Origin of the sequence: Streptomyces globisporus (genome assembly GCF_003501885.1) — a bacterium.
Taxonomy (GTDB): Bacteria; Actinomycetota; Actinomycetes; order Streptomycetales; family Streptomycetaceae; genus Streptomyces; species Streptomyces globisporus_D.
Genome location: NZ_QWFA01000036.1, coordinates 82,320 through 107,688 on the forward strand (window position 1 = coordinate 82,320; position 25,369 = coordinate 107,688).

24 protein-coding genes and 3 pseudogenes are annotated in these 25,369 nt (G+C 72.3%); 19 read left to right on the forward strand and 8 right to left on the reverse strand.

The annotated features are described in order from the left end of the window. Positions 1-33 precede the first annotated feature (33 nt). From D3105_RS09165 to D3105_RS09195, 7 genes and pseudogenes are all read left to right on the forward strand, one after another. On the forward strand, positions 34-402 hold the full coding sequence (locus D3105_RS09165; RefSeq protein WP_073820354.1) for a holo-ACP synthase: 369 nt from the start codon (positions 34-36) through the stop codon (positions 400-402). A 226-nt stretch (positions 403-628) separates the two neighbouring features. After that, positions 629-1,988 (forward strand): annotated as a pseudogene (locus D3105_RS09170) (NAD(P)H-hydrate dehydratase). Positions 1,989-1,997: 9 nt separating this feature from the next. Then, a pseudogene (locus tag D3105_RS09175) lies at positions 1,998-2,262 on the forward strand (hypothetical protein). A 60-nt stretch (positions 2,263-2,322) separates the two neighbouring features. After that, positions 2,323-3,318: pseudogene (locus D3105_RS36005) on the forward strand (alanine racemase). Then, positions 3,315-4,565, forward strand: a complete 1,251-nt coding sequence (locus D3105_RS09185; protein WP_118901929.1) for an alpha/beta fold hydrolase — start codon at positions 3,315-3,317, stop codon at positions 4,563-4,565. Before D3105_RS36005 ends, D3105_RS09185 begins: the two are co-directional and overlap by 4 nt. Then, positions 4,534-5,103 (forward strand): tRNA (adenosine(37)-N6)-threonylcarbamoyltransferase complex ATPase subunit type 1 TsaE, encoded by a 570-nt coding sequence (gene tsaE / locus D3105_RS09190; RefSeq protein ID WP_118901932.1) that lies wholly within the window; start codon positions 4,534-4,536, stop codon positions 5,101-5,103. Before D3105_RS09185 ends, tsaE begins: the two co-directional genes overlap by 32 nt. Before the next feature lie 134 nt (positions 5,104-5,237). Continuing rightward, positions 5,238-5,441 carry a hypothetical protein gene (locus D3105_RS09195; RefSeq protein ID WP_118901935.1) on the forward strand — a complete coding sequence of 68 codons (204 nt, stop codon included), beginning with the start codon at positions 5,238-5,240 and terminating at the stop codon, positions 5,439-5,441. Positions 5,442-5,462: 21 nt separating this feature from the next. Here D3105_RS09195 and D3105_RS09200 read toward each other — a convergent pair whose 3' ends face one another. Next, the gene (locus D3105_RS09200) at positions 5,463-6,056 is read right to left on the reverse strand and encodes a hypothetical protein (protein WP_165890986.1); all 594 of its coding nucleotides are present in this window, start codon (positions 6,054-6,056) and stop codon (positions 5,463-5,465) included. Positions 6,057-6,191: 135 nt separating this feature from the next. Here D3105_RS09200 and tsaB point away from each other — a divergent pair, with 135 nt between their 5' ends. From tsaB to D3105_RS09225, 5 genes are all read left to right on the forward strand, one after another. Further along, complete coding sequence (tsaB, locus tag D3105_RS09205; RefSeq protein WP_118901987.1) at positions 6,192-6,839, forward strand: tRNA (adenosine(37)-N6)-threonylcarbamoyltransferase complex dimerization subunit type 1 TsaB; 648 nt, start codon at positions 6,192-6,194, stop codon at positions 6,837-6,839. Further along, complete coding sequence (gene rimI, locus D3105_RS09210) at positions 6,836-7,345, forward strand: ribosomal protein S18-alanine N-acetyltransferase (protein WP_240646846.1); 510 nt, start codon at positions 6,836-6,838, stop codon at positions 7,343-7,345. Before tsaB ends, rimI begins: the two co-directional genes overlap by 4 nt. Further along, positions 7,345-8,463: a tRNA (adenosine(37)-N6)-threonylcarbamoyltransferase complex transferase subunit TsaD gene (gene tsaD, locus D3105_RS09215; protein WP_118901941.1), complete on the forward strand. Its 1,119-nt coding sequence runs from the start codon at positions 7,345-7,347 to the stop codon at positions 8,461-8,463. Before rimI ends, tsaD begins: the two co-directional genes overlap by 1 nt. Beyond that, on the forward strand, positions 8,460-8,729 hold the full coding sequence (locus D3105_RS09220; RefSeq protein ID WP_118901944.1) for a hypothetical protein: 270 nt from the start codon (positions 8,460-8,462) through the stop codon (positions 8,727-8,729). The genes tsaD and D3105_RS09220 overlap by 4 nt, the downstream gene beginning before the upstream one ends. Before the next feature lie 113 nt (positions 8,730-8,842). Further along, a complete protein-coding gene (locus D3105_RS09225) occupies positions 8,843-9,307 on the forward strand; it encodes a VOC family protein (protein WP_118901947.1) in 465 nt (154 codons plus the stop codon). Between the two features lie 690 nt (positions 9,308-9,997). Here D3105_RS09225 and D3105_RS09235 read toward each other — a convergent pair. Then, positions 9,998-11,224 (reverse strand): THUMP-like domain-containing protein, encoded by a 1,227-nt coding sequence (locus tag D3105_RS09235; protein ID WP_118901950.1) that lies wholly within the window; start codon positions 11,222-11,224, stop codon positions 9,998-10,000. A 109-nt stretch (positions 11,225-11,333) separates the two neighbouring features. Here D3105_RS09235 and D3105_RS09240 point away from each other — a divergent pair, with 109 nt between their 5' ends. Then, positions 11,334-12,290: a polysaccharide deacetylase family protein gene (locus tag D3105_RS09240; RefSeq protein ID WP_118901993.1), complete on the forward strand. Its 957-nt coding sequence runs from the start codon at positions 11,334-11,336 to the stop codon at positions 12,288-12,290. Between the two features lie 36 nt (positions 12,291-12,326). On the opposite strand, the gene D3105_RS09245 is transcribed toward D3105_RS09240, so the two are convergent. Next, positions 12,327-12,815: a DUF6234 family protein gene (locus tag D3105_RS09245; RefSeq protein WP_118901996.1), complete on the reverse strand. Its 489-nt coding sequence runs from the start codon at positions 12,813-12,815 to the stop codon at positions 12,327-12,329. 278 nt (positions 12,816-13,093) lie between these two features. Between D3105_RS09245 and groES the strand changes: the two genes are divergently transcribed. Both groES and groL read left to right on the forward strand, forming a co-directional pair. Then, positions 13,094-13,402, forward strand: a complete 309-nt coding sequence (groES, locus tag D3105_RS09250; RefSeq protein ID WP_003966899.1) for a co-chaperone GroES — start codon at positions 13,094-13,096, stop codon at positions 13,400-13,402. A gap of 97 nt (positions 13,403-13,499) precedes the next feature. Then, entirely contained in the window at positions 13,500-15,125 is a 1,626-nt protein-coding gene (gene groL, locus D3105_RS09255; RefSeq protein ID WP_006126942.1) for a chaperonin GroEL, read from the forward strand. Between the two features lie 102 nt (positions 15,126-15,227). Here groL and D3105_RS09260 read toward each other — a convergent pair whose 3' ends face one another. The 4 genes from D3105_RS09260 to D3105_RS09275 form a co-directional block, all read right to left on the reverse strand. Then, positions 15,228-16,001: an SDR family NAD(P)-dependent oxidoreductase gene (locus D3105_RS09260; protein WP_118901953.1), complete on the reverse strand. Its 774-nt coding sequence runs from the start codon at positions 15,999-16,001 to the stop codon at positions 15,228-15,230. Between the two features lie 10 nt (positions 16,002-16,011). Then, entirely contained in the window at positions 16,012-17,745 is a 1,734-nt protein-coding gene (locus D3105_RS09265; RefSeq protein WP_240646847.1) for a multicopper oxidase family protein, read from the reverse strand. A gap of 105 nt (positions 17,746-17,850) precedes the next feature. Further along, positions 17,851-19,446, reverse strand: coding sequence for a PQQ-binding-like beta-propeller repeat protein (locus D3105_RS09270; protein ID WP_118901956.1), 1,596 nt, complete (start codon positions 19,444-19,446; stop codon positions 17,851-17,853). Positions 19,447-19,616: 170 nt separating this feature from the next. Further along, on the reverse strand, positions 19,617-20,285 hold the full coding sequence (locus tag D3105_RS09275; protein ID WP_118901958.1) for an MOSC domain-containing protein: 669 nt from the start codon (positions 20,283-20,285) through the stop codon (positions 19,617-19,619). A gap of 80 nt (positions 20,286-20,365) precedes the next feature. On the opposite strand from D3105_RS09275, the gene D3105_RS09280 reads away from it, so the two are divergent. Beyond that, positions 20,366-21,256 (forward strand): LysR family transcriptional regulator, encoded by an 891-nt coding sequence (locus D3105_RS09280; RefSeq protein ID WP_118901961.1) that lies wholly within the window; start codon positions 20,366-20,368, stop codon positions 21,254-21,256. A 133-nt stretch (positions 21,257-21,389) separates the two neighbouring features. On the opposite strand, the gene D3105_RS09285 is transcribed toward D3105_RS09280, so the two are convergent. Next, on the reverse strand, positions 21,390-21,731 hold the full coding sequence (locus tag D3105_RS09285) for a WhiB family transcriptional regulator (RefSeq protein ID WP_006126953.1): 342 nt from the start codon (positions 21,729-21,731) through the stop codon (positions 21,390-21,392). A 453-nt stretch (positions 21,732-22,184) separates the two neighbouring features. Here D3105_RS09285 and D3105_RS09290 point away from each other — a divergent pair, with 453 nt between their 5' ends. The 3 genes from D3105_RS09290 to guaB all read left to right on the forward strand — a co-directional run bounded on the left by D3105_RS09290 (position 22,185) and on the right by guaB (position 25,292). Further along, positions 22,185-22,796 carry a response regulator transcription factor gene (locus D3105_RS09290; protein ID WP_003948568.1) on the forward strand — a complete coding sequence of 204 codons (612 nt, stop codon included), beginning with the start codon at positions 22,185-22,187 and terminating at the stop codon, positions 22,794-22,796. A gap of 279 nt (positions 22,797-23,075) precedes the next feature. After that, complete coding sequence (locus D3105_RS09295) at positions 23,076-23,651, forward strand: sigma-70 family RNA polymerase sigma factor (protein ID WP_006126954.1); 576 nt, start codon at positions 23,076-23,078, stop codon at positions 23,649-23,651. A 138-nt stretch (positions 23,652-23,789) separates the two neighbouring features. Beyond that, positions 23,790-25,292 carry an IMP dehydrogenase gene (gene guaB / locus D3105_RS09300; protein WP_032782905.1) on the forward strand — a complete coding sequence of 501 codons (1,503 nt, stop codon included), beginning with the start codon at positions 23,790-23,792 and terminating at the stop codon, positions 25,290-25,292. Positions 25,293-25,369: the final 77 nt, after the last annotated feature.

The window sequence follows — 25,369 nt, forward strand, 5'->3', positions numbered from 1 at the left end:
GAGTGAGCAAGTGAGCGAGCGAGGGTGGGGGCCGTGATCATTGGGGTCGGCATCGACGTGGCCGAGATCGAGCGCTTCGGCGCGGCGCTGGAGCGTACGCCCCAGCTGGCCGAACGCCTCTTCGTCGGCAGCGAGCTGACGCTGCCGAGCGGCGAGCGGCGCGGGATCGCCTCGCTCGCCGCCCGGTTCGCCGCGAAGGAGGCCCTGGCCAAGGCGCTCGGCGCACCGGGCGGGCTGCTCTGGAGCGACGCGGAGGTCTGGGTCGAGGAGAGCGGGCAGCCCCGGCTGCGGGTCAGCGGCACGGTCGCCGCCCGCGCCGCCGAACTGGGCGTACGGGGCTGGCACGTCTCGCTCAGCCACGACGCGGGGGTGGCGTCGGCGGTGGTGATCGCGGAGGGGTGAGCGCGCCCGGTGCCCCTCGCGGTGTGCCGCCGTGTCGGCCTTCGTCGTCGTGGGGACATCGCGCAGTCGGCCTTCGTCGTCGCGGAGGCATCGCGCACTCGGCCTCCGTCGCCGCGCGGCGCGCCTCGGCCGTCGCCCTCGCGGAGGGGTGAGCGCCCGCACCGATGAACTCCGCCACGCCCCACGACGCTGGCGTCCCGCCCCGTGATCGCGGAGGGTTGGACCCATGCGACGTGCCTACAGCGTGGAGACCGTACGGGCCGCCGAGGCCGCCCTCATGCAACGCCTGCCCGAGGGTGCGCTCATGCAGCGCGCCGCCGCCGGGCTCGCCGCCGCCTGCGGCGATCTGCTGCGGCGCAACGGGCGGGTGTACGGGTCCCGGGTCCTGCTCCTCGTCGGCAGCGGCGACAACGGCGGTGACGCGCTCCACGCGGGCGCCCGCCTCGCCCGCCGGGGCGCGGGCGTGCGGGCCCTGCTGCTCGCCCCCGACCGGGCCCACCCCGGCGGGCTCGCCGCGTTCCGCGCCGCCGGGGGACAGGTCGTCGACGGGCCGGACGGGCTCGGCGTGCTCGACCTCGTCGTGGACGGCATCACCGGGATCGGCGGGCGCGGCGGGCTGCGCGAGGACGCCACCGAGCTGGTGCACACGGTGACCCGGGACCGTACGCCGGTGATCTCCGTCGACCTGCCGAGCGGGGTCGAGGCCGACACCGGGGAGGTGCACGGCGAGGCCGTCCGGGCCGACGCCACCGTCACCTTCGGGACGTACGCCGGACCTGGAGGCGCTCCAGTACGCGGACGTGGCCGCGCTGCTGCCGGTGCCGGGCGCGGAGAGCGACAAGTACCGGCGTGGCGTCGTCGGCGTCGTCGCCGGGTCCGAGTGCTACCCGGGCGCCGCCGTCCTCGCCGTCGCGGGCGCGCTGCGCGGCGGGGCCGGGGCCGTGCGGTACGTCGGACCGGGCGCGGACGCGGTGATCGCCCGGTTCCCCGAGGCGCTGGTGCACGCCGGGCCGCCGTCGAAGGCCGGGCGGGTGCAGGCCTGGGTGGTCGGGCCGGGGCTCGGGGACGGGCGGGGAGCGGAATCCGCCGTCGCCGACGTGCTGGCCGCCGACGTGCCCGTGCTCGTCGACGCGGACGGGCTGCGGCTGCTGGACGCCGAGACCGTACGGACCAGGACCGCCCCGACCGTCCTCACCCCGCACGCGGGGGAGGCCGCCGCGCTGCTCGGCACGGCCCGCGAGGAAGTCGAGTCCGGGCGGCTCACCGCCGTGCGCGAACTGGCCGCCCGCTACCGAGCCACCGTGCTCCTCAAGGGCTCCACCACCCTGATCGCGGAGGCCCGCGACACCCCCGTACGGGTCAACCCGACCGGCACGTCCTGGCTCGCCACGGCGGGCAGCGGCGACGTCCTCTCCGGTCTCACCGGCTCCCTGCTCGCGGCCGGGCTCGCCCCGCGCGACGCCGCGTCCGTGGGCGCCTATCTGCACGGGCTCGCCGCCCGGCACGGCTCCGACGGGGCCCCGGTCTCCGCCCAGGACGTCGCCGACGGCATCCCGGCGGCCTGGCGCGACGTGCGGGCGGGGTGAGGCCGGGCGATGGTGGAGAACGTGAGGGAATCCGTACGCGTACGCAGGGCCTACGACCCGGTCGAGGACGACGACGGCACCCGGGTGCTGGTCGACCGGCTCTGGCCTGGTCGACCCGCTGGACGACCCGCCCCACACGGAAGCGGTCGGGCAGCTGGCCGCTCTCGTGCGCAAGGGCGGCCCGGTCACCCTGATCACCGCCGCCAAGGACGTCGCCGACAGCCATGTCCCGGTGCTGGTCGACCACCTCAAGCATGTGATGAAACGTACATAAGTCCGGATACCGGCGTGCGCTGCCGGGGAGGCGGCGGACGCCTCTGAGAGACTGGGCGCGATGAACGAGACAGCGTCCCTGAGAGCCCGTGCCGAGATCGACCTCGCCGCGCTGCGCGCCAATGTGCGCGTCCTGCGCGAGCGGGCGGCCGGTGCGCAGCTCATGGCCGTCGTGAAGTCCGACGGGTACGGGCACGGCGCGGTGCCCTGCGCGCGGGCCGCGCGGGCGGCCGGGGCGACCTGGCTCGGCACCGCGACCCCGCACGAGGCGCTCGCGCTGCGGGCGGCCGGGCTCGACGGCCGGATCATGTGCTGGCTGTGGACGCCCGGCGGGCCCTGGCGCGAGGCCATCGAGGCCGACATCGACGTGTCGGCCGGCGGCATGTGGGCGCTGCGCGAGATCGTCGCCGCCCCGACACCGGCCTCGGCCGGGGCGGCTGCCAGCCCGCCGACTGGCCCGAACTGGTCGGCGCCGCCCGCGACGCCGAACGGGCCGGACACCTCCGGATCACCGGACTCTGGTCCCACTTCGCCTGCGCCGACGAGCCCGGCCACCCCTCGATCGCCGCCCAGCTCGCCGTCTACCGCGACCTGGTGGCGTACGCCGAGAAGGAGGGCGTGGAGCCCGAGGTGCGGCACCTGGCCAACTCCCCGGCCACGCTCACGATCCCCGAGGCGCACTTCGACCTCGTACGGACCGGCATCGCGATGTACGGCATCTCGCCCGCCCCCGAGCTGGGCACATCCGCCGAGCTCGGGCTGCGCCCGGTCGGTCGGCTCGCCCCGGTCGCCCGGCCCGAACAGCACCGCTTCCGCGCCCGCATCGGGCCGGTCGCCTTCGAGGTCGACGACGAACTGGTCCATGGCGACCCGGCCCGATGCGGGCGCGGAAGCGGTGCTGTTCGGGCCGGGCGACCGGGGCGAGCCGACCGCGCAGGACTGGGCGGAGGCCGCCGGCACCATCGCGTACGAGATCGTCACCCGCATCGGCGCCCGCGTGCCCCGGGTGTACGTGAACGAGACGGCCGACGAGGTGACCGGAGGCGTGCCGCGGTGAGCGAGAGCAGCGCGGAGGCCGTCGTGGCCGCGACCGCGAACGTGGCGGGCGCGGCCGGTGCGGCGGGCTGGCGGCGGGCCGGGATCGCCGGGGCCGCGATAGGGGTGCTCGCCGCCGGGGCGGCGGCCGGGGTCGCCGTCGAGCGGCTCACCGTCGGGCGCGGCATGCGCAAGAAGGCCCGCCTCGCGCTGGACGCGACCGGGCCCTACGGCTCGCTGCGCGGTACGCCGGGCCGGGCCGTGGCCGACGACGGGACCGAGCTGTACTACGAGATCGACGAGGTGGAGGCCGCGCCCTCGTCGGCCGACGAGGGCGCCTCCGGCTCCCGTCGCCGCCGGCTCTTCGGGCGCAAGGCCCCCGCCCCGGTCACCGTCGTCTTCAGCCACGGCTACTGCCTCGGCCAGGATTCCTGGCACTTCCAGCGGGCCGCCCTGCGCGGCCTCGTCCGCGCCGTCTACTGGGACCAGCGCAGCCACGGCCGCTCCGGGCGCGGGCGGTCCCAGGCGGACGGGGTGCCGGTCGGCATCGACCAGCTCGGCCGCGACCTGAAGGCGGTCATCGACGCGGCGGCCCCCGAGGGCCCGGTGGTGCTGGCCGGGCACTCCATGGGCGGCATGACGATGATGGCGCTGGCCGACCAGTACCCGGCGCTGATCCGGGACCGGGTCGCCGCCGTCGCCCTGATCGGCACCTCCAGCGGCAAGCTCGGCGAGGTCGACTTCGGGCTGCCGGTGGCGGGCGTGAACGCGGTGCGCCGGGTGCTGCCGGGCGTGCTGAAGGCGCTCGGCTCGCAGGCGGAGCTGGTGGAGAAGGGGCGACGGGCCACCGCGGACCTCTTCGCCGGGCTGATCAAGCGGTATTCGTTCGGCTCGAAGGACGTGGACCCGGCGGTCGCCCGGTTCGCGGAGCGGCTGATCGAGGCCACCCCGATCGACGTGGTCGCCGAGTTCTACCCGGCGTTCACCGAGCACGACAAGAGCGGTGCGCTGCCCGGGTTCCGGGACGTGCCCGTGCTGATCCTGGCCGGGGACAAGGACCTGGTGACGCCCAGCTCGCACAGCGAGGCCATCGCGGACGTCCTGCCCGCCGCCGAGCTGGTGATCGTGCCGGACGCCGGGCACCTGGTGATGCTGGAACACCCGGAGACCGTCACGGACCGGCTGGCCGACCTGCTCGTACGCAGCGGCACGGTGTCGGCCGCTAACGTTGGCGGACATGGAAGCACCGCACAACAGCCCGGCCGCTGAGACCGTATCCGAGCCCGCCGGGGCGACCGTTCCCGAGGCCGTAAGGCCCGTACCCGAGGCCGTCGCGGTGACGCTCACCGTCACCTCCCCCGAACAGATGCAGGACCTGGGCCGCCGCCTCGCCCGGGTCCTGGCCCCCGGCGACCTCGTGATGCTCACGGGCGAGCTGGGCGCCGGGAAGACGACCCTGCCCCGGGGCCTCGGCGAAGGCCTCGGCGTGCGCGGCGCGGTCACCTCGCCCACCTTCGTCATCGCCCGCGTCCACCCCTCGCTGGTCCAGGGCCCCGCCCTGGTCCACGTCGACGCGTACCGCCTGGGCGGCGGGCTCGACGAGATGGAGGACCTGGACCTGGACGTGTCGCTGCCCGAGTCGGTGGTGGTCGTGGAGTGGGGCGACGGCAAGGTCGAGGAGCTCTCGGAGGACCGGCTGCGGGTCCTCATCGACCGTGCGACCGGCGACACCGACGACGAGCGGCGCGAGGTGACCCTGGTGGGCATCGGGGCGCGCTGGGCGGGGCTCCGGGAGCAGCTGGCGTAACACCCCGGGGGTGGCCTTCCCGACACGGCGTCGGTAAATTGTTGCGCGGGAGACCGTGGTCATGGTCACATGGGTACGAGGCATGGTTAGGCTTACCTAACCGCGCCCTCCACCGGAGCCCCCAGGAGGCATCCATGCCGACGCCCGAGCGCGCAGCGCGACCGACTCCGTCCGCCCCGTCCGTCCTGTCGATGAGAGACCTGCTGGCCTCGTGCGCCGCGGCCACCGCGGTCTCCACCCCGCCGAGCGACACCACGGAGGCCTGCGAAGCGTCCGACGCGGCAGACCGGGATGGGACCGGCGGCCACGCGGACGCCGTCCGGCGCCACGCGGCCTAGAGCAAGGCGCGGACCCGACGGCTACGGGACGACGACGACCTTCGCGCCGACCGTCGCGAAGGTCCACATCGCGTTGCCGTCCGCGCGCTTCATCCGCACGCCACCGGTCTTCGACGTCGGGTCCGGGCTGGCCATCGAGCCGTCCTGCGCGGCGCTGAAGCCGATCGCCACCTCGTCCACGTTCGCGAAGCGGACCACGTGCTCGATCGGGACGCCGTCCGAGCCCTGGACCGTGCCGGAGCGCGACGTGACCTTGTGGACCCCGGGCGGCGGGCTGATGGGGCTCGGCATGACCGTGAAGGTCCGGATCGACTTCTCGTCCTCGTTGACCAGCCACACCCGGCGGTCCTTCAGCGCGTACACCACGCGCTCGCCCGTGCCGGACGCCGCCGGGATCGCCAGCGGGTCGGCCGGCTTCGGCTTGGCGGAGGGCTCGGCCGGGGCCGTGGCGGAGGTCTTCGGGCCGGGCGTGGAAGCCACCGAGTCGGGGGCGTTCACCGAGGCCTGGTAAGCGAGGAAGGCGACCGCGGCGACCGCCGCCGCGGTGAGCCCGGCCACGATTCCCGAGCTGCTCCTTGCCACCTGAACTCCCCTTTCGGCGGCCGTCTGCCGCATGTCGTACAAGCGTTTAGGTCGTACCCGCGGATACCCGGTGACGGTAGCAGCAGCGCGGGTGCGGGCCGGGACGCCGTACGGGCGCCGTAACGCCGTCGGCGGAGCCGTAGGCTGTTTGCTGTGCTCTTGCTCGCCATGGATACCGCCACACCCGCCGTCACCGTCGCCCTGCACGACGGTACGTCCGTCATCGCCTCCTCCGGACAGGTCGACGCCCGCAGGCACGGGGAGCTGCTGCTCCCCGCCGTCGACCGGGTCCTCGCCGAGGCCGGGACGAAGCTCGACGCCGTGACGGGCGTGGTCGTCGGCGTCGGCCCCGGCCCGTACACCGGCCTGCGCGTCGGCCTGGTCACCGCCGCCACCTTCGGCTCCGCCCTCTCCGTGCCGGTCCACGGCCTGTGCACCCTGGACGGGATCGCGTACGCCGCGGGGCAGGACGGCTTGGAAGGGCCCTTCGTCGTGGCGACGGACGCCCGCCGCAAGGAGGTGTACTGGGCGCGGTACGAGAACGCCCGCACCCGTACGGGCGAGCCCGCCGTCGACCGGCCCGCCGACATCGCCGGAGCCGTCGCCGGGCTCCCCGTCGTCGGCGCGGGCGCGGTGCTCTACCCGGAGTCCTTCCCGGACCGGCGCGGCCCCGAGCACGTCTCCGCCGGGGCGCTGGCCGCGCTCGCCGCCGAGCGTCTGGCCGCCGGGCAGGAGCTGCCGGCGCCGCAGCCGCTGTACCTGCGCCGGCCCGACGCGCAGGTCCCGAAGAACTACAAGGTGGTCACCCCCAAGTGAGCGCCGCCACCACCGCCGTCCTGCGCGAGATGCGCTGGTGGGACATCGAACCGGTGCTGGAGCTCGAACACGAGCTGTTCCCGGACGACGCCTGGTCGCCCGGCATGTTCTGGTCCGAGCTGGCCCACGCCCGAGGCCCCGGCGCCACCCGCCACTACGTCGTCGCCGAGGAGCCCGCCACCGGGCGTATCGTCGGGTACGCGGGGCTCGCCGCCCTCGGCGACCTCTCCGACGTCCAGACCATCGCGGTCAGCCGCGAGGCCTGGGGCACCGGCCTCGGATCCGAACTCCTCACCGACCTGCTGAAGGCCGCGACCGCCTTCGAGTGCGCCACCGTGCTGCTGGAGGTCCGGGTCGACAACACCCGCGCACAGAAGCTGTACGAGCGCTTCGGCTTCGAGCCCATCGGCTTCCGGCGCGGCTACTACCAGCCGGGGAACATCGACGCCCTGGTCATGCGCCTCACCCTGCACGAGCACACGGAACAAGAAACCGGGACGGAATGATGGCTGCCGACGAACCCCTCGTACTCGGCATCGAGACCTCCTGCGACGAGACCGGCGTCGGCATCGTGCGCGGCACGACCCTCCTCGCCGACGCCGTCGCCTCCAGCGTCGACACCCACGCCCGCTTCGGCGGCGTCGTCCCGGAGATCGCCTCCCGCGCCCACCTCGAGGCAATGGTCCCCACCATCGAGCGCGCCCTTGAGGAGGCGGGCGTCAGCGCCCGCGACCTCGACGGGATCGCCGTCACCTCCGGACCCGGGCTCGCCGGAGCCCTGCTCGTCGGCGTCTCGGCCGCCAAGGCGTACGCGTACGCCCTCGGCAAGCCGCTCTACGGGGTCAACCACCTCGCCTCGCACATCTGCGTCGACCAGCTGGAGCACGGCCCGCTGCCCGAGCCGACGATGGCCCTGCTGGTCAGCGGCGGCCACTCGTCCTTGCTCCTGGCCCCCGACATCACCGCCGACGTCCGCCCGCTCGGCGCGACGATCGACGACGCGGCGGGCGAGGCCTTCGACAAGATCGCCCGTGTCCTGGACCTCGGCTTCCCCGGTGGCCCGGTCATCGACCGGCTGGCGCGGGAGGGCGACCCGAAGGCCATCGCGTTCCCGCGCGGTCTGACCGGCCCGCGCGACGCCCCGTACGACTTCTCCTTCTCCGGGCTGAAGACGTCGGTGGCGCGCTGGATCGAGGCGAAGCGCGCGGCGGGCGAGGACGTGCCCGTACGGGATGTGGCGGCGTCCTTCCAGGAGGCCGTGGTGGACGTGCTCACGCGAAAGGCCGTGCGGGCCTGCAAGGACGAGGGCGTCGACCACCTGATGATCGGCGGCGGCGTCGCGGCCAACTCCCGGCTGCGCGCCCTGGCCCAGGAGCGGTGCGAGCGGGCCGGTATCCGGCTGCGGGTGCCCCGCCCGAAGCTCTGCACCGACAACGGCGCGATGGTCGCGGCGCTCGGTGCGGAGATGGTCGCCCGCAACCGGCTCCCCTCCGACCTGGAGCTGTCGGCCGACTCCTCGCTGCCGGTGACGGAGCCGCACGTGCCGGGGGCCGCCCACGCCCACGCGCACTCCCACGACCACGATCACGTGCACGAGATCAGCAAGGACAACCTGTACTCATGAGCGGCACGGCCATCGTCCTGATGTGGGAGGCCCGCGCCGCCGAGGGCCGGGGCGGCGAGCTCCTGGAGTGGGCCCGCGCCCGCTCCGCCGAACTGGCCCGCGAGCCCGCCCGCCGCGAACTGCTGCGCGCGCCGCAGGACCGGGTGCTCGTGATGACCTGGTGGCCTGACGCCTCGTACGGGGACGACCTCCCCGAACTCCCCGAGCCCGACGCCGCCCTGATCACCCGGGCCGTGCACCGGTGGCGGTTCGAAGCAGTGGGGTGAGGCGCGGGGCCCGTCGCGTGGCCGATGAGTTCCGGTGGCGGGCCCGGTCTACCTTCCACGACGTCCGGACCGCCCGGCCCGGACGTGTGGACGGCCCGAAGAGGTGAAGGTCAATGCAGAAGATCACCCCCTGTCTCTGGTTCGACGGTCAGGCCAAGGAGGCGGCCGAGCACTACGTCGCGATCTTCGGCGGTGACTCCCGGATCGGGGACATCACCTACTACGGCGACGAGGCCCCCGGCCGGAAGGGCTCGGTGCTCACCGTCGGCTTCCGGCTCGCCGGGCAGGACTACATGGGGCTCAACGGCGGACCGCAGTTCCCCTTCACCGAGGCGATCTCGCTCTCCGTGGACTGCGCCGACCAGACCGAGGTGGACCGGTTCTGGTACGCGCTCTCCGAGGGCGGCGAGGAGGGCCGGTGCGGCTGGCTCAAGGACAAGTTCGGGGTGTCCTGGCAGATCGTGCCCAACGAGCTGCCGCACCTGTTGGCCGACCCGGACCCGGCGAAGGCGGGCCGGGCGATGAAGGCCATGCTCGGTATGACGAAGCTGGACGTCCAGGCCCTGCGCGACGCCTGAACGCGGGCCCCCGGGGCCGGATCGGTAGTGTTCTGCGCATGCCACGCCGTGCCCCGCTCCCGCCTCCCCCTCCGCCCGTCGAGATCCGGTCCTGGCCCGACCGCGAGGCGATGCTCGCCGACCGGGCCGTGGTCCTGGGCGAGCTGGTGAGAATGCACGTGGGGCCGGGGCGGCTCGGGCTGCTGTGGATGTGGGCGGCGCTCGCCGCGACCGGCTGGAGCGTGGTGGGCTCGGGGCTCGTCTTCATCGAGCAGGGGGCCGACATCTTCAGCGGGATCGCCGGAGTCTTCAGTCTGGTCGTCGGCGCGGCGGCCCTGATTCCGGCCGTCGTCTTCGCCTGCCTGGGCATCTCCCGGGACCGCGAGGTCCGTTCGCTGCTCGACGCGTGGGGCGCGCTGGACCGCGACCCGGAGCGCGACCGGCGGCTGCGGATGCCCGGGATGAGCCTCACCTGGCTGCTGCTGTCGTTCGTCCTGGGCGCGGTGGGGCTCGCCCTCTGCGTCATCGGACCGGCGAGCGCACGGCCGGGCCGCGAGACGTACGGGCTGGTCGCCCTGGTGATGGGTGTCGGCATGGTCGCCTGGCTGACCGCGCTGGTCGGCGGAGTGACGGCCCTGGCCCACCGCCGCTGGGTGGTGCGCGTGCTGATGGGCGGCGGCGGCGCGGGCACGGGGGCCGGGGTCGTACCGGTCAGCCCAGCGGGTGGCCGATCAGCATCGTCGGAGCCCCCGCCACCCGGGTCAGGAACACCGTCGCCGAGCCCGGACCGCTCAGCTTCATCCGGCGCCGCAGCTCCTCCGGTTCGACCGCCGAACCCCGCTTCTTGACCGTCAGCACGCCGATCTGACGCTCCCGCAGCAGCGCCTTCAGCCGCTTCATGTTGAACGGCAGCTCGTCGGTGATCCCGTACCCGGCGACGTACGGCGAGGAGTACGGCTCGTCGCTCGTGATGTACGCGATCGTCTCGTCCACCAGCCGCCCGCCGCACCGCTCCACGAGGTCCGCGACCAGATGGGCCCGGATCACCGCACCGTCCGGCTCGTACAGATAGCGCCCGACCGGGCCCACCGGCGGGGCCGGAAGCGGGGCCGGGGCGCTCAGGGTCGCCCCGGACGGCAGCAGCGTGGCCCGGAACGCGCCGGGCGCGAAGCCCTCCCCGTACCAGAGCACCGCCTCCTTCACGTCCCCGCCGTCCGAGATCCACTCGGCCTCCGCCTCCGGACCGATCGCCTCGTGCGGGATGCCCGGGGCGATCTTCAGCGCCGCCCTGGGGGCCTTCAGCGCGGCGGCCGTGGCCCAGGAGAGCGGCGGTGAGTAGGCCTCCGGGTCGAAGATCCTGCCGCGTCCGCCGCGCCGCGCCGGGTCCACGAAGACCGCGTCGTACGGGGCGGTGTCGACCTCCGTGACGTCGGCGCACCGCACCTCGATCAGCTCCCCGAGCCCCAGCGCCTCGGCGTTGGCGCGGGCCACCTCGGCCGTCAGCGGGTCGCGGTCCACGGCGAGCACGGAGATCCCGGCGCGGGCCAGGGCGATCGCGTCGCCGCCGATGCCGCAGCACAGGTCGGCCACGCTCCGCACGCCGAGCCCGGCGAACCGGGCGGCGCGGTGGGCGGCGACCGAGGTGCGGGTGGCCTGCTCGACCCCGTTGGGCGTGAAGTACATCCGGTACGCGTCCTCGGCCCCGAACTTGGCGACCGCCCGCTGCCGCAGCCGGGCCTGGCCCAGGGCCGCCGACACCAGCTCCGCCGGGTGCGTGCGGCGCAGCCGGGTCGCGGTGGCCAGCTCGTCGGCGGGGTCGTGGTCGCGCAGCTCGGCCAGCAGCTGTTCGCCCTCGGGGGTGCGCAGCGCGGCGAAGGCGGCGCGGGCGGGGTCGTGGGCCGAGGCGGCGGAGGGGGTCGTTGCGTTCACCCGGTCCATTGTGACCGGTGCGCCGGTGGAGGTCCGTGTGGGCCGCCCGGGGGACGGCGCCGGCCCGCTCGCGGTGTCGAAAGGGCGGACGGGGTGGCGGCTGGAAGGATGCGGCGCCATGCAGCTAGTACGACAAAACGAAAAATCAGGCGGAAAGTGGCACAGGTCGGGCGTCGTCGTGCTGGCGGCCCTGCTGGCCGCCGCCGTCGCCTCCGGATGCGCGGCGGAGACGGGCGGCAGCGGGGCGGGGGCTCCCGGCGGACCCGCGAAGCCCACCGCGGGCCGGTCGGGCGACGCGGCCCCGCAGGCCGGGCCGGCCCGGGCCCCGGACACGTACGCCGAGACGGTCAGGAAGAAGCAGGCCGCGCGGGCCGTCGCCGCGAAGAAGTGGGGTCTCGCCAAGGTTCCGCTCGCGGCCCCCGAACCGCCGAAGACCAAGCCGTCCATCACCACCCGCAAGGGCTTCGAGGTCCGGAACGACAAGGGGCTGCCGCCGGTCTTCACCACCGTCCCGACCAAGGAGAAGATCGTCTTCCTGACGATGGACGACGGGGCGGAGAAGGATCCCGAGCTGCTGCGGATGATGACGGAGCTGGACATCCCGTACAGCGCGTTCGTCAGCGACTACGTCATCAACGACGACTACGGCTACTTCAAGAAGATGCAGCGGCGCGGGGTGACCATCAGCAACCACACCCTCAACCACCGCTATCTGCCCGGCCTCTCCTACTCCGAGCAGAAGCGGGAGATCTGCGGCCAGCAGGAGAAGATCCTCCAGCACTACGGCAAGCGCCCCACCCTCTTCCGCCCGCCCTACGGCAACTACAACCGCGACACCCTCGTCGTCGCCAAGTCCTGCGGGATCACCGCCGTACCCCTGTGGTCGTCCGAGGCCTTCCCCGACCGCATGGAATGGCGCGAGTGGGACCAGGACCTGCACCCCGGCGACATCGTCCTCACCCACTTCCGGGGCAAGGAGGACTGGAAGGGCTCGATGCCCGACATGGTCCGCCGCGTCATGAAGACCATCACGGACAAGGGGTACGCGGTGGCGAAGCTGGAGGACTACGTCTGACCCGCCCCTTCCCCGTACCCGGCCCCGAGTGCGCGCTCAGCGTCCGCTGCGCGCGCACTCGTCGCTGTCGCCCCCGCTGCGGCAGGGCGGGGAGTTCCAGGTGGGGGCCGAGGACGGGGAGATCGTGGGGACGGGGCCGCGGTCCGCCCACGGGTCCGGCCGCTTCTGCACCGCGGACGCGAGCGCGGCGGCGCACAGGGCCACCGCGACGAGCACCTGCATCCCGCCCGCCCAGTGCCACCGACCGCGCAGCAGGGCCACGGCGAGGCCGGCGGGGATCACGGCCAGGGCGGCGAGGGCGATGGCCGGGCCCCACGCGTCGGCGAAGCCTTCGGAGGGACCGTGTGGCGGCGCCAGGGTCCTCAACGCGATCACGAGCAACAGCAGCGCCCCCACCGCCGCCTCCGCGACCACCAGCAGCACGCCCGTCAGCGGGTCCGCGCACCCGCCGGGATCCGACGACGGCTGCCGCGCTGCGGCCCTCTCGTCCGGTCGTCCCGGCAGGCGGCTCTCCGAGTGCGTCATCTCCGTACCGTCGTACGGAACGTGAAGCTCCGTCCCCACGTTGTCCGGACGGTGATCCGACGGAGCCCCGATCGAGACGGCGCGCGGGTGGTGAATTGGCACTCCGCTTGACCGAGTGCTAATCGCGGTCATAGTCTCGGGTCTGGCACTCCCCCCTGGAGAGTGCCAGCACCACTCTGCGCGACAGGGCAGGTCCGGCACCCGCGACGACGGATCGGTCCGATCGCCACCCACAGACTGTTAAACCCCGTGAGATCTCCGAAGGGGGAGACCGGATCGTGTCGACCACCAGCTCCAAGGTTGCGATCAAGCCGCTCGAGGACCGCATTGTGGTCCAGCCGCTCGACGCCGAGCAGACCACGGCTTCCGGCCTGGTCATTCCGGACACCGCGAAGGAGAAGCCCCAGGAGGGCGTCGTCCTCGCCGTGGGCCCGGGCCGCTTCGAGAACGGCGAGCGGCTTCCGCTCGACGTCAAGACCGGCGACGTCGTCCTGTACAGCAAGTACGGCGGCACCGAGGTGAAGTACAACGGCGAGGAGTACCTCGTCCTCTCGGCCCGCGACGTCCTCGCGATCGTCGAGAAGTAATTCACCCACGTTTGCTTGTGTTCTGCGCCCCTGGCCCCCTGCGTAACAACTAGCCGGGCGGCGAGGGGCGCAGTTCATTTTGAGAGGGATGCAGCCCATGGCGAAGATTCTGAAGTTCGACGAGGACGCCCGTCGCGCCCTTGAGCGCGGCGTCAACAAGCTTGCCGACACGGTCAAGGTGACGATCGGCCCCAAGGGCCGCAACGTCGTCATCGACAAGAAGTTCGGTGCCCCCACCATCACCAACGACGGTGTCACCATCGCGCGCGAGGTCGAGCTCGACGACCCGTACGAGAACCTCGGTGCCCAGCTCGTCAAGGAGGTGGCGACCAAGACCAACGACGTAGCGGGTGACGGCACCACCACCGCGACCGTCCTGGCCCAGGCGCTCGTCCGCGAGGGTCTGCGCAACGTCGCGGCCGGCGCCTCCCCGGCCGCCCTGAAGAAGGGCATCGACGCCGCCGTCAAGGCCGTCTCCGAGGAGCTCCTCGCGACCGCCCGCCCGATCGACGACAAGGCCGACATCGCCGCCGTCGCCGCGCTCTCCGCGCAGGACCCGCAGGTCGGCGAGCTCATCGCGGACGCGATGGACAAGGTCGGCAAGGACGGTGTCATCACCGTCGAGGAGTCCAACACCTTCGGTCTGGACCTGGAGTTCACCGAGGGCATGGCCTTCGACAAGGGCTACCTGTCCCCGTACATGGTGACCGACCAGGAGCGTATGGAGGCCGTCCTCGACGACCCGTACATCCTGATCCACCAGGGCAAGATCGGCTCCATCCAGGAGCTGCTCCCCCTCCTGGAGAAGGTCATCCAGTCCGGTGGCTCCAAGCCGCTCCTGATCATCGCCGAGGACGTCGAGGGCGAGGCGCTCTCCACCCTCGTCGTCAACAAGATCCGCGGCACCTTCAACGCCGTCGCGGTGAAGGCCCCGGGCTTCGGCGACCGCCGCAAGGCCATGCTCGGCGACATCGCCACCCTCACCGGTGCGACCGTCATCGCCGAGGAGGTCGGCCTCAAGCTCGACCAGGCCGGTCTGGACGTGCTCGGCACCGCCCGCCGCGTCACCGTCTCCAAGGACGACACGACCATCGTCGACGGCGGTGGCAACACCGAGGACGTCAAGGGCCGCGTCAACCAGATCAAGGCCGAGATCGAGTCCACGGACTCCGACTGGGACCGCGAGAAGCTCCAGGAGCGCCTCGCGAAGCTGGCCGGCGGCGTGTGCGTCATCCGTGTCGGCGCCGCCACCGAGGTGGAGCTGAAGGAGAAGAAGCACCGCCTCGAGGACGCCATCTCCGCCACCCGCGCCGCGGTCGAGGAAGGCATCGTCTCCGGCGGTGGCTCCGCCATCGTCCACGCCGTGAAGGTCCTGGAGGGCAACCTCGGCAAGACCGGCGACGAGGCCACCGGTGTCGCGGTCGTCCGCCGCGCCGCCGTCGAGCCGCTGCGCTGGATCGCCGAGAACGCCGGCCTGGAGGGTTACGTCATCACCTCCAAGGTCGCCGACCTCGACAAGGGCCAGGGCTTCAACGCCGCCACCGGCGAGTACGGCGACCTGGTCAAGGCCGGCGTCATCGACCCGGTCAAGGTCACCCGCTCCGCCCTGGAGAACGCCGCGTCCATCGCGTCGCTGCTGCTCACGACCGAGACCCTGGTCGTCGAGAAGCCGGCCGAGGAAGAGGCCGACGCCGGTCACGGCGGCCACGGCCACTCCCACTAGTACCTGCCGGTACGTCAGAGGCCCGGTGCCCCCGTCGCGGGGGCACCGGGCCTCGGTGCGTTCCGGGCGGGCCCGCGGCGGCCCGCAAGGCACCCGACGCGCCTACTGCGGACCGTACTTGCGCCCCGTCCGCGAGGTGACCCCGCCGAGCAGCCCCCGCGGGGCGACCTTCACCAGCCCCATCAGCGCCTTGTAGCGCGGGTCCGGGATCGACACCGTCTTCCCCCGGGTCAGATCCGTCAGCGCGGACGCCACCAGCTTGTCCGCGTCGAGCCACATCCAGTTCGGGATGTTGTCCGTGCCCATCCCGGCCCGCTCGTGGAACTCCGTCCGGACGAACCCGGGGCACAGCGCCATCAGCCGCACCCCCGATCCGGCCAGGTCCCGCGCCGCGCCCTGGGTGAACTGCACGACCCAGGACTTCGACGCCCCGTACGTACCGCGCGGCACGAACGCCGCGACGGACGCCACGTTGACGACCCCGCCCCGGCCCCGCTCCCGCATCCCGGCGACCGCCGCCGAGGTCAGCCGCAGGACCGCCTCGCAGTGCACCTTCAGCATCGTCAGCTCATCGGCCATCGACACCTCCAGGAAGCGCCCCTTGTTGCCGAACCCCGCGTTGTTGACCAGCAGATCGACCGGGTGCCTGCGGTCCGCGAGCCGCTTCTTGACCGCCTCGATACCGCTGTCCGTGGACAGGTCGGCGCTCAGGACCTCGGCCTCGATGCCGTGCCGGTCGTGCAGTTCCGTGGCCTGCTCGCGCAGTCGCGCGGTGTCCCGTGCCACCAGCACCAGGTTGTGCCCCTGAGCCGCGAGCCGCCGCGCGAACGCGGCCCCGATACCCGCCGTCGCGCCTGTGATCAGTGCAGTCGTCATACGCGGCACGTTAGGGCATGTCCGGTGGATCTTGACCGGGGCCCCGATGCCTGGCACTTCCCCGAGCTCTCGGCTTCGCTCGAGCAGGGGAGGCCCCATCCCTCGCCGCGTTGCCGAAACGCCGGAATCGCTCCGCGATGAGGGCGTTCCAGCGCCTTGCGGTGGACCGCACCAGACGCCGCGGCCTGTCCGGTCCTGATCCACCGGTCACGCCCTGATGCCCCGCATGGTCCGGCACCTCACCCGCCCGCTGCCCCTTCTCCACCACCACGAACTGGCCCATCATCCCGTCGTCCTCGTGGGACAGCAGATGGCAGTGGTACATGTACGGGGCATCGGGATCGGAGGGCCCGTCGAACCGCAGGGCGATCCGCACGGTCGCGCCCATCGGTACCGCCACCGTGTCCTTACGGCCCCGCAGCGCCGGCTCCGGGCGCTTCCCGTTCACGTCCAGCACCCGGAACTGCACGTCGTGCACATGGAAGTTGTGCGTCATGTCGCCGCCGTTGCGCAGCGTCCACACCTCCGTCGTGCCCCGGGTGACCGTCTCGTCGATCCGGTCCATCGCCATCGGCTGCCCGTTGATCCCCGACCTGCGCAGCTCGAAGTGGCGGCTGCGCACCGCGTCGTCGGCCTCCGGCAGTTCAAGCCCCCGGTCCTCGGCCAGCCGTCCCGGCACCTCGGGGGAGGGGCGCAGCCGCTCGGCCGCCCGCAGCTGGAGTACGTCGAAGGAGTCGTCGCCCCCGTCGAACCGCCGCTCCCAGCCGTTCCCGTCCCGCCACGGGTAGCTGCGCAGCACCGTCCGCTCGCCCGGCCGCATCGTCACGACGACCTCCGCCCGCTCACCCGGCGAGAGCTGCACCCGGTTCATCGACGCGGGCGCCGACAGCAGCCCGCCGTCGGTCCCCACCAGGTCGAAGGCCCGGTCGTCGTCGAAGCCGAAGGTGTAGATCCGGGCGGTCGACGCGTTCAGCAGGCGCAGCCGTACGCGCTCGTCGCCGACCTCGGCGTACGGGTCGAGCGTGCCGTTCACCATCGTCCGCTCGCCCAGAAAGCCGGTGTTGGCCAGGAACCGGTGCCCGTGGTCGAACTTCGCGCCGTCGAAGGTGACGTCCTGCACCATCACCGGCAGATCGTCCACCCCGTACGTCTTCGGCAGCGCGAGCCGGCCGGAGTTCTCGTCGTCGAGCAGGAACATCCCGGCGAGACCCCGCTGGACGTGCCGCTCCGTCGCCCCGTGCGGATGCGGGTGGTACCAGAGCGTCGAGGCCGGCTGGTCGACCTTCCAGTGCGGGGTCCACGTGGAGCTCGCGTCGACCATCTGGTGCGGTCCGCCGTCCATCGCTGCGGGCAGGTGCATCCCGTGCCAGTGCACGCTGGACGCCTCGTCCAGGGTGTTGCGCACCCGGACCTTCACCCGCTCGCCGCGCTCGGCTTGCAGCGTCGGGCCCAGATGGTCCCCGTTGAACCCCCACGTCGGCGTCGCCGTCCCGTCCCGGAACTCCGTGCTCCCCGCCTGCATCCGCAGATCGAAGACGCGTGTGCCGTCCTCGTCCACCGTCGAGGGCGCGAGCGGCGGCACCGCCAGCTCGTTGCCGAAGCGGACCTTGCCCACCGTGCTCAGATCGGCGCTCGTCCACAGCCACGCGAACGAGCCGCCGATCCCCGCCGCGAGCACCCCCACCACGACCGTCAGCGTGATGAGCACCCGCTTCAGCCGCCGTCGTCCCCTGGTCTTCTCCATGCTCATCAGCGTTCCGAGGCGACCGGCCCCGGGCATGGGGCAGAGCCCTGAACGGCCCCCGACCGGGCCCCTACGGCCCGACCGGGGGAGATCCCTCAGTACCGGTCAGGGTGAAGCGGCGAAGGACAGCATGCGGGCCTCGCGGACGGGCTTCTTGTTTTCGTCCCCGCTCATGATCGTCGATGTCAGGACCAGCCGTCCGTCGACGTAGGCCGTGTGCCCCATGAACATCTCGTACTCCCACCGGGCGGTCGCCGCCGGGTGCTTCACGACCTCGGTCTCCGTGCCGGCGCCGCGCGGGCCCATGAGGAAGGTCCGGCCGGGCTCACGCGAACTTGCCGCCTCGTAGATGCGCATCGACCTGCCGTCCTCGGCGCGCAGCGCGTACAGGTAGCGAAGATCGTCGGACTTGATGCCCCACAGGAACTTCCCGGACTTCACGTCGTACGCGCCGACCTGGTCGGTTCCGCCCAGCATGATGAGCCCCTTGTCGACGGAGGCGCCCCGGCAGGGCTGGATGTCGTCGCCGCCCCCGTCGCCGGCACAGTGCTCGAACCCCTTGTCCCTGGCGTCGAAGGTGACGCGGTGCTTGCCCTTGGGGTCCAGGACCGTGATCCGCCAGTCCTTCGCGGTGTCCTCGTTGTTGTAGACGGTGAAGACGACCGGGTCCATGGAGATCAGAGCGCCGAAGCTCCAGCCGGTCTTCGTCCGGTAGCGCCACAGGAGCTTGCCGGTCCGGGGATCGAACTCGCGCAGCTGGCCGTAGTTCTTGCCCCGGTCCATGGAGACCATGCAGTCGGAACTCACCAGCAGCCGGGCGGCGCCGCCCGCCACTGCGGTGGGGAAGCACGCCCCCTTCTTCTCCGAGGGAATCCTGTGGAGCTTGCTCCCGTCGTCCATCCGGTAGGTGGTGGCCCGTTGGCCCCGGGCGACGGAGAGGACGTCGCCGCTGATGGCGCTGTAGACGAGGAACGTGCCGTCCTCGTCACCGGGCTCGTCGAGCTTCTTCTGCCACCCCTGCTTCCCGGTCTTCAGGTCGATCATCTGCATCTGGTTGCACAGATTGCTCCGCTCGTTGTCGGGCCTCTCGTGCCGGAAGACCACGACCTTGCCGTCGGGCGTCGGATTGGCCGGGGTCTCGCACACGGCGGAGGGGAGCGTCACGCTCCAGACCTCGGCGCCGTCCGAGAGCCGGTAGGCCGTCACCTTCCGGTACAGCGCCTGGACTGCGGTGTCGCCGACGATCCACAGGTCGTGGACCGGGTTGATCTGCTTGGGGATATCGGTCTTGTCGTCGGCGATCCACGCCGAGGCCTCGCCCGGCTTCCGCGCGGCCGCGACTTCCTTCGTCGTCGGAATGTGGCTCAGCTCCGGGCCGCCGGCCGCGGGCGTACGGGACGGGGACGCCGAACCGGAAGGGCCGGGCGACTTCTTCGCCACGGGCTTCGTGGGCTCGCCCCGTCCCCAGTCGGTGAGGCCGTACACCCCGCCCGCCACGATGACGAGCACCAGCGCGACGACCGCGGCGACGACCGGCCCCCGGCCGGAGCGGCGCCGCGGGGGCGGAGGCGGGGGCGTCGGCGGCCCGAACCCCTGGGGCCCGGAGCCCTGTTGCGCGTCGCCCCCGGAGGCGTACGGGTTACCGGGAACGGGCTGCTGCGGCGGGCCCGGCGTGTACCAGGGCTGCTGCGGATCGGGCATGGTCTTCCCCTCAAGACGTGCCACTCGGCGCGAAGCCCGGTTCTCGGGCGCAGGTCACTGGTGGTGGACGCGTCACCGGACGATCCAGTTCCCGGTCAACGACCCGGAAACCGCAGCGTGGGTGACGCCGTGTCACCCACAGACTCTCCGAACGGCTTCCCGCCCGGCCCTCAGCCCTGCTGTGCCGCGTACTCCCGGGCCTTGCGCAGCGCCTCGGGGTGCAGTGCCTCCCCGGCGGCCAGCAGGGACGGCAGCAGGGTGCGTTCGGTCGTCGACGCCCGGAACTGCAGGGCGGCGGTGATCTCGTGGTCCGGCCGGTGCACGATCTCGATGGGGTCCCCGGCGCGCACCGTACCCGGTTCGATCACCCGCAGATACGCGCCGGTCACGCCCTGCTGGGTGAAACGCTTGACCCACCCCTTCTCCTGGACGTGCTCGGCGAAGGTCCGGCACGGGATCCGCCCCGAGGTCACCTCCAGCACCAGGTCCGCCCCCACCCGCCAGCGCTCGCCGATCAGCGCACCGCTGACATCGAGACCCAGGGTCGTGAAGTTCTCGCCGAACATCCCGTTGGCCAGCTTCCGGCCGCCCAGCTCCCGCTCCCAGTCGTCCAGCTCCTCGCGGGCGAAGGCGTACACCGCCTGGTCGCTGCCGCCGTGATGGCGCAGATCGCACACCGCGTCCCCGGACAGCCCGCTGCCGCCGACGCCCTTGGGGCCGGGGTCGCGCACCTCCACGGGGCCCTCCACCGGGCGCTTGTCGATCCCGGAGAGGCCGTTCGGGCCGTCGGTCTGGGGGTTGGGGCGGAGACGGCCGATGTTCACGGTGAGCAGCTTCATGCGGGTACGTTAACCGCCCCCGACCCAAAGAAGTACGTTATTAATTGGCCTCTTCCCCAAGAATTCCTTATGATGGAGCGGTGATCGAAGCTCGCCACCTCCGTGTCCTGCGCGCCGTGTCCACCACCGGCTCGTTCTCCGCCGCCGCCCGCGAACTGGGCTGCACCCAGCCCGCCGTCAGCCAGCAGATGAAGGCCCTGGAGGCCTCCGCCGGCACCACGCTGCTGATCCGCACCGGACGCGAGATGCGCCTCACCCAGGCCGGTGAGGCGCTCGTGCGGCACGCCTCCGGCATCCTCGCGGGGCTGACCGCCGCCGAGGAGGAGGTCGCCGCCATCGCCGGACTGCGGGCCGGCCGGGTCCGGCTGGTCTCCTTTCCCAGCGGCAGCTCCACCCTGGTCCCGGGCGCGCTGGCCGCCCTGCGCGCCGACCACCCCGGCACCCGCGTCTCGCTCGTCGAGGCCGAGCCGCCGCGCTCGGTGGACCTGCTGCGCGAGGGCGACTGCGACATCGCGCTGGCGTTCCGTTACGGGGCGACCGGCGGCGAATGGGATGACCTGGTGGTCCGGCCGCTGCTCACCGACCGGCTGATCGGCCTCCTCCCGGAGGGGCACCGGCTGGCGGAGGCGCCGAGCGTCTCCATCGGCGAGCTGGCCGACGAGTCCTGGATCGCGGGCTGCCCGCGCTGTCGCCGCCAGCTGGTCGAGGTCTGCGAGCAGTCCGGCTTCGCCCCCCGCATCGACTTCGCCACCGACGACTACCCGGCGGTGATGGGCCTCGTCGGGGCCGGGCTCGGCGTGGCGGTGCTGCCGGAGCTGGCCGTCGAGTCGGTACGCCCCAAGGGGGCCAGGGCCGTACCGGTCGAGCCCGCGATCGAGCGGGAGATCGTCGCGCTGACCCTGCCGGACCTGGCCCGGGTCCCGGCGGTGGCGGCCACCCTGGACCAGCTGGCGCGGACCGCCGCCCGCTGAGACCGCGCGAGGCGCGACGCGCAGGCGCCCCGCGGGGCGCGACGGCACGCGGACGCCCGCCGCGGCCGTTCGCGGGCCGGATGGCTGAAGGTGTCGAAGAAACGTTTCTGCGTTGCGTTGGGGCGTACGGGTGTCAGGTGGCGCCGGAGCCCGGTCCCGCGGCCGGGACCCCGGAGGGCGCCGCGCTGATCAGCCGGGTTCTGGCCCGGCCCATCAGCTCCTCGCGCTCGTCCTCGGTCAGGCCGCCCCACACGCCGTAGGGCTCCCGTACGGCCAGGGCGTGGGCCGCGCACTCGGCCCGTACCGGGCAGCGCATGCACACCTCCTTCGCGGAGGTCTCGCGGGCGCTCCGCGCCGCGCCGCGCTCACCCTCCGGGTGGAAGAACAGGGAGCTGTCCACGCCTCGGCAGGCGGCGAGCAGCTGCCAGTCCCACAGGTCTGCGTTGGGTCCGGGAAGGCGGGAGAAATCTGCCATTGCTTGTCCCCTCGGAGCTGTGCTGCGTCGGAAGCGGCATCCTCGACCGTCCCTGATCGACGGCCTGCTGTGTTCGGACCGTCTCTGATCGGTGTGACCGAAGTCTCGACCGTACATCTACGGTGCTAGTAGATGTAAATATGACTGATTGCGAATCTAGCCACAGACACCCTCGAAAGGGAAGAAAAGCTGCCAAATAGGGCATGCCGTGGAGTGAAGATCCGGTTGACGGGTGAATCACCCGCGCCGTTCTCCTCCGTGTCCGAGCCTTCACGTAGAGTGCCGAACCCGGTCGCGCGACCCGTAACTCTTTCGAGTGACCGTCGTTAAAGGAACGGATGCGGTTGACGGATATCCGGCTCGGGCACATGTCCGAGGGGGTCAACCGCACAGGTGACGACTTGTATCAGCCTGGAGGCTCAAGGTGACGCGCATCAGCTGCGGAGGACGGTCATGACATCCGTCCTCGTCTGCGACGACTCCCCGCTTGCCCGAGAAGCGCTCCGTCGCGCGGTGGCCACCGTGCCCGGCGTCGAGCGCGTGACGACCGCGGCCAACGGCGAGGAAGTCCTCCGCCGCTGGGGTGCCGATCGTTCGGATCTGATTCTGATGGACGTACGCATGCCCGGTCTGGGAGGTGTGGAGACCGTCCGTCGACTGCTCTCCGCCGACCCCGGCGCCCGGATCATCATGCTGACCGTCGCCGAGGACCTGGACGGGGTCGCGCTCGCGGTCGCCGCCGGGGCCCGCGGATATCTGCACAAGGACGCCTCGCGCGCCGAGCTGCGGGCCACCGTCACCCAGGCGCTGGCCGACCCGACGTGGCGGCTCGCCCCGCGCCGGCTGCGGTCCGCCGAGATGGGGGCGGCCCCCACGCTCACCGCGCGGGAGATCCAGGTGCTCGAAGGCATGAGTCACGGCCGCTCCAACGCGGAGATCGGCCGGGAGCTGTTCCTCTCCGAGGACACGGTCAAGACCCACGCCCGCCGCCTGTTCAAGAAGCTCGGGGCCTCGGACCGAGCCCACGCGGTGGCCCTCGGATTCCGCTGGGGCCTGGTCCGCTGAGGACGCGGCCCGGACCGCGCCCCGTCCGCAGACCGGCGGACGGGGGACGGAGCGGGCCACCGGCTCCACACCCCGTAACCGGGCGCCCGCCCAGCGGTGCCATGTGACGCTTCCCGGCCGATGACGCATCCTTGAGTCGTGGAGTTCCTCAGGAACGATTCGGTCGAGCGGAAGGGGAGGGCGCAGGACATGACATCCGGCGCACCCGCTCATAACGCTTCGGTGCACAACTCCGGAGGCGGTGCAGCGGACCGAGTGGCATCAGGGCACCATGGTTCGATGCGCGATGACGAGACCACGGTGATCGGTGCCCTGGTGCACCGCGCCGTCGACGGAGACGCGCAGGCCACCCATGATCTGCTGGCCCACGTCCACCCCCTCGCTCTGCGCTACTGCCGCTCCCGGCTGAACCGCCTTCCCGGTGATGCTCGCCACTTCGTGGAGGACCTCGCGCAGGAGGTCTGCGTCGCGGTGCTGATGGCGCTGCCGCGCTACAAGGACACCGGCAGGCCCTTCGAAGCCTTCGTCTTCGCCATCGCCGGACACAAGGTCGCCGACCTCCAGCGCGCCGCGATGCGACACCCGGGGTCGACCGCCGTCCCCTCCGACGAGATGCCGGAGCGGCCAGACGACTCCCTCGGCCCGGAGGAGCGCGCCCTGCTCAGCAGCGATGCCGCCTGGGCGAAGAAGCTCCTCGCCAACCTCCCGGAGAGCCAGCGCGAGCTGCTGGTCCTGCGGGTCGCGGTGGGGCTGACCGCCGAGGAGACCGGACGGATGCTCGGGATGTCACCGGGTGCGGTCCGGGTCGCCCAGCACCGGGCGCTCAGCAGGCTGCGGGCGCTCGCCGAGCAGTAACGGCACGGCGGGGCCCGCCGCCGACCGCTTCGTGCGAAGCTCCAGAACTGCCAAGTGATCTTGATCGTGGAATGAGACACCTCCCGGGGCCGTTAGCATGGACATCCGCACCGATCAAGGCCATTTGGGGAAGGTGTCATGACTGCAAACGTCGACGGAGTGCCCGAGAAATTCGCGACGCTCGGGTTGACCTACGACGACGTGCTGCTGTTGCCCGGCGCGTCCGAGGTCCTGCCCAACGCGGTCGACACCTCGACCCTCATCTCGCGCAACGTGCGGGTGAACATCCCCCTGCTGTCGGCCGCCATGGACAAGGTGACCGAGGCCCGCATGGCCATCGCCATGGCCCGCCAGGGCGGCGTCGGCGTGCTGCACCGCAACCTCTCCATCGAGGACCAGGTGAACCAGGTCGACCTGGTCAAGCGGTCCGAGTCCGGCATGGTCACCGACCCGATCACCGTCCACCCCGACGCCACGCTCGGCGAGGCGGACGCGCTCTGCGCGAAGTTCCGCATCAGCGGTGTGCCGGTCACCGACGGCGCGGGCAAGCTGCTGGGCATCGTCACCAACCGCGACATGGCCTTCGAGTCGGACCGTACGCGCCAGGTGCGCGAGGTCATGACGCCGATGCCGCTCGTCACCGGCAAGGTCGGCATCTCCGGCGTCGAGGCCATGGAGCTGCTGCGCCGCCACAAGATCGAGAAGCTGCCGCTGGTCGACGAGGCCGGTCTCCTCAAGGGCCTCATCACGGTCAAGGACTTCAAGAAGGCCGAGCAGTACCCGAACGCCGCCAAGGACGCCGAGGGCCGCCTGCTGGTCGGCGCGGCCGTCGGCGCCAGCCCCGAGGCGCTGGAGCGTGCGCAGGCCCTCGCGTCCGCCGGGGTCGACTTCCTCATCGTCGACACCTCGCACGGCCACAACAGCAACGCCCTCGCCTGGATGGCGAAGATCAAGTCGAGTGTCGGCGTCGACGTCATCGGCGGGAACGTCGCCACCCGCGACGGTGCCCAGGCCCTGATCGACGCCGGTGTCGACGGCGTCAAGGTCGGCGTCGGACCCGGCTCGATCTGTACCACCCGTGTGGTCGCCGGTATCGGCGTCCCGCAGGTCACCGCGATCTACGAGGCCGCGCTCGCCGCCCGTGCCGCGGGTGTCCCGGTGATCGGCGACGGCGGCCTCCAGTACAGCGGCGACATCGGCAAGGCGCTTGCCGCGGGCGCGGACAGCGTGATGCTGGGCAGCCTGCTCGCGGGCTGCGAGGAGTCGCCGGGTGAGCTGATGTTCATCAACGGCAAGCAGTTCAAGTCGTACCGCGGCATGGGCTCGCTGGGCGCCATGCAGTCCCGTGGCCAGGGCCGGTCCTACTCCAAGGACCGCTACTTCCAGGCCGAGGTCTCCTCGGACGACAAGCTCGTCCCCGAGGGCATCGAGGGCCAGGTGCCCTACCGCGGCCCGCTGGCCAACGTCCTCCACCAGCTCGTCGGCGGCCTGCGCCAGACCATGGGCTACGTCGGCGCCGCGTCCGTCGACCAGATGGAGAGCAAGGGCCGCTTCGTCCGGATCACCTCGGCGGGCCTCAAGGAGAGCCACCCGCACGACATCCAGATGACGGTGGAAGCACCGAACTACAGCAGGAAGTAACGCATCACCGCAGGTGAGGGGCGGACCGGAGTTCCCGGTACCGCCCCTCAGGCACGTGTCGGGGATACTGGTCAGCG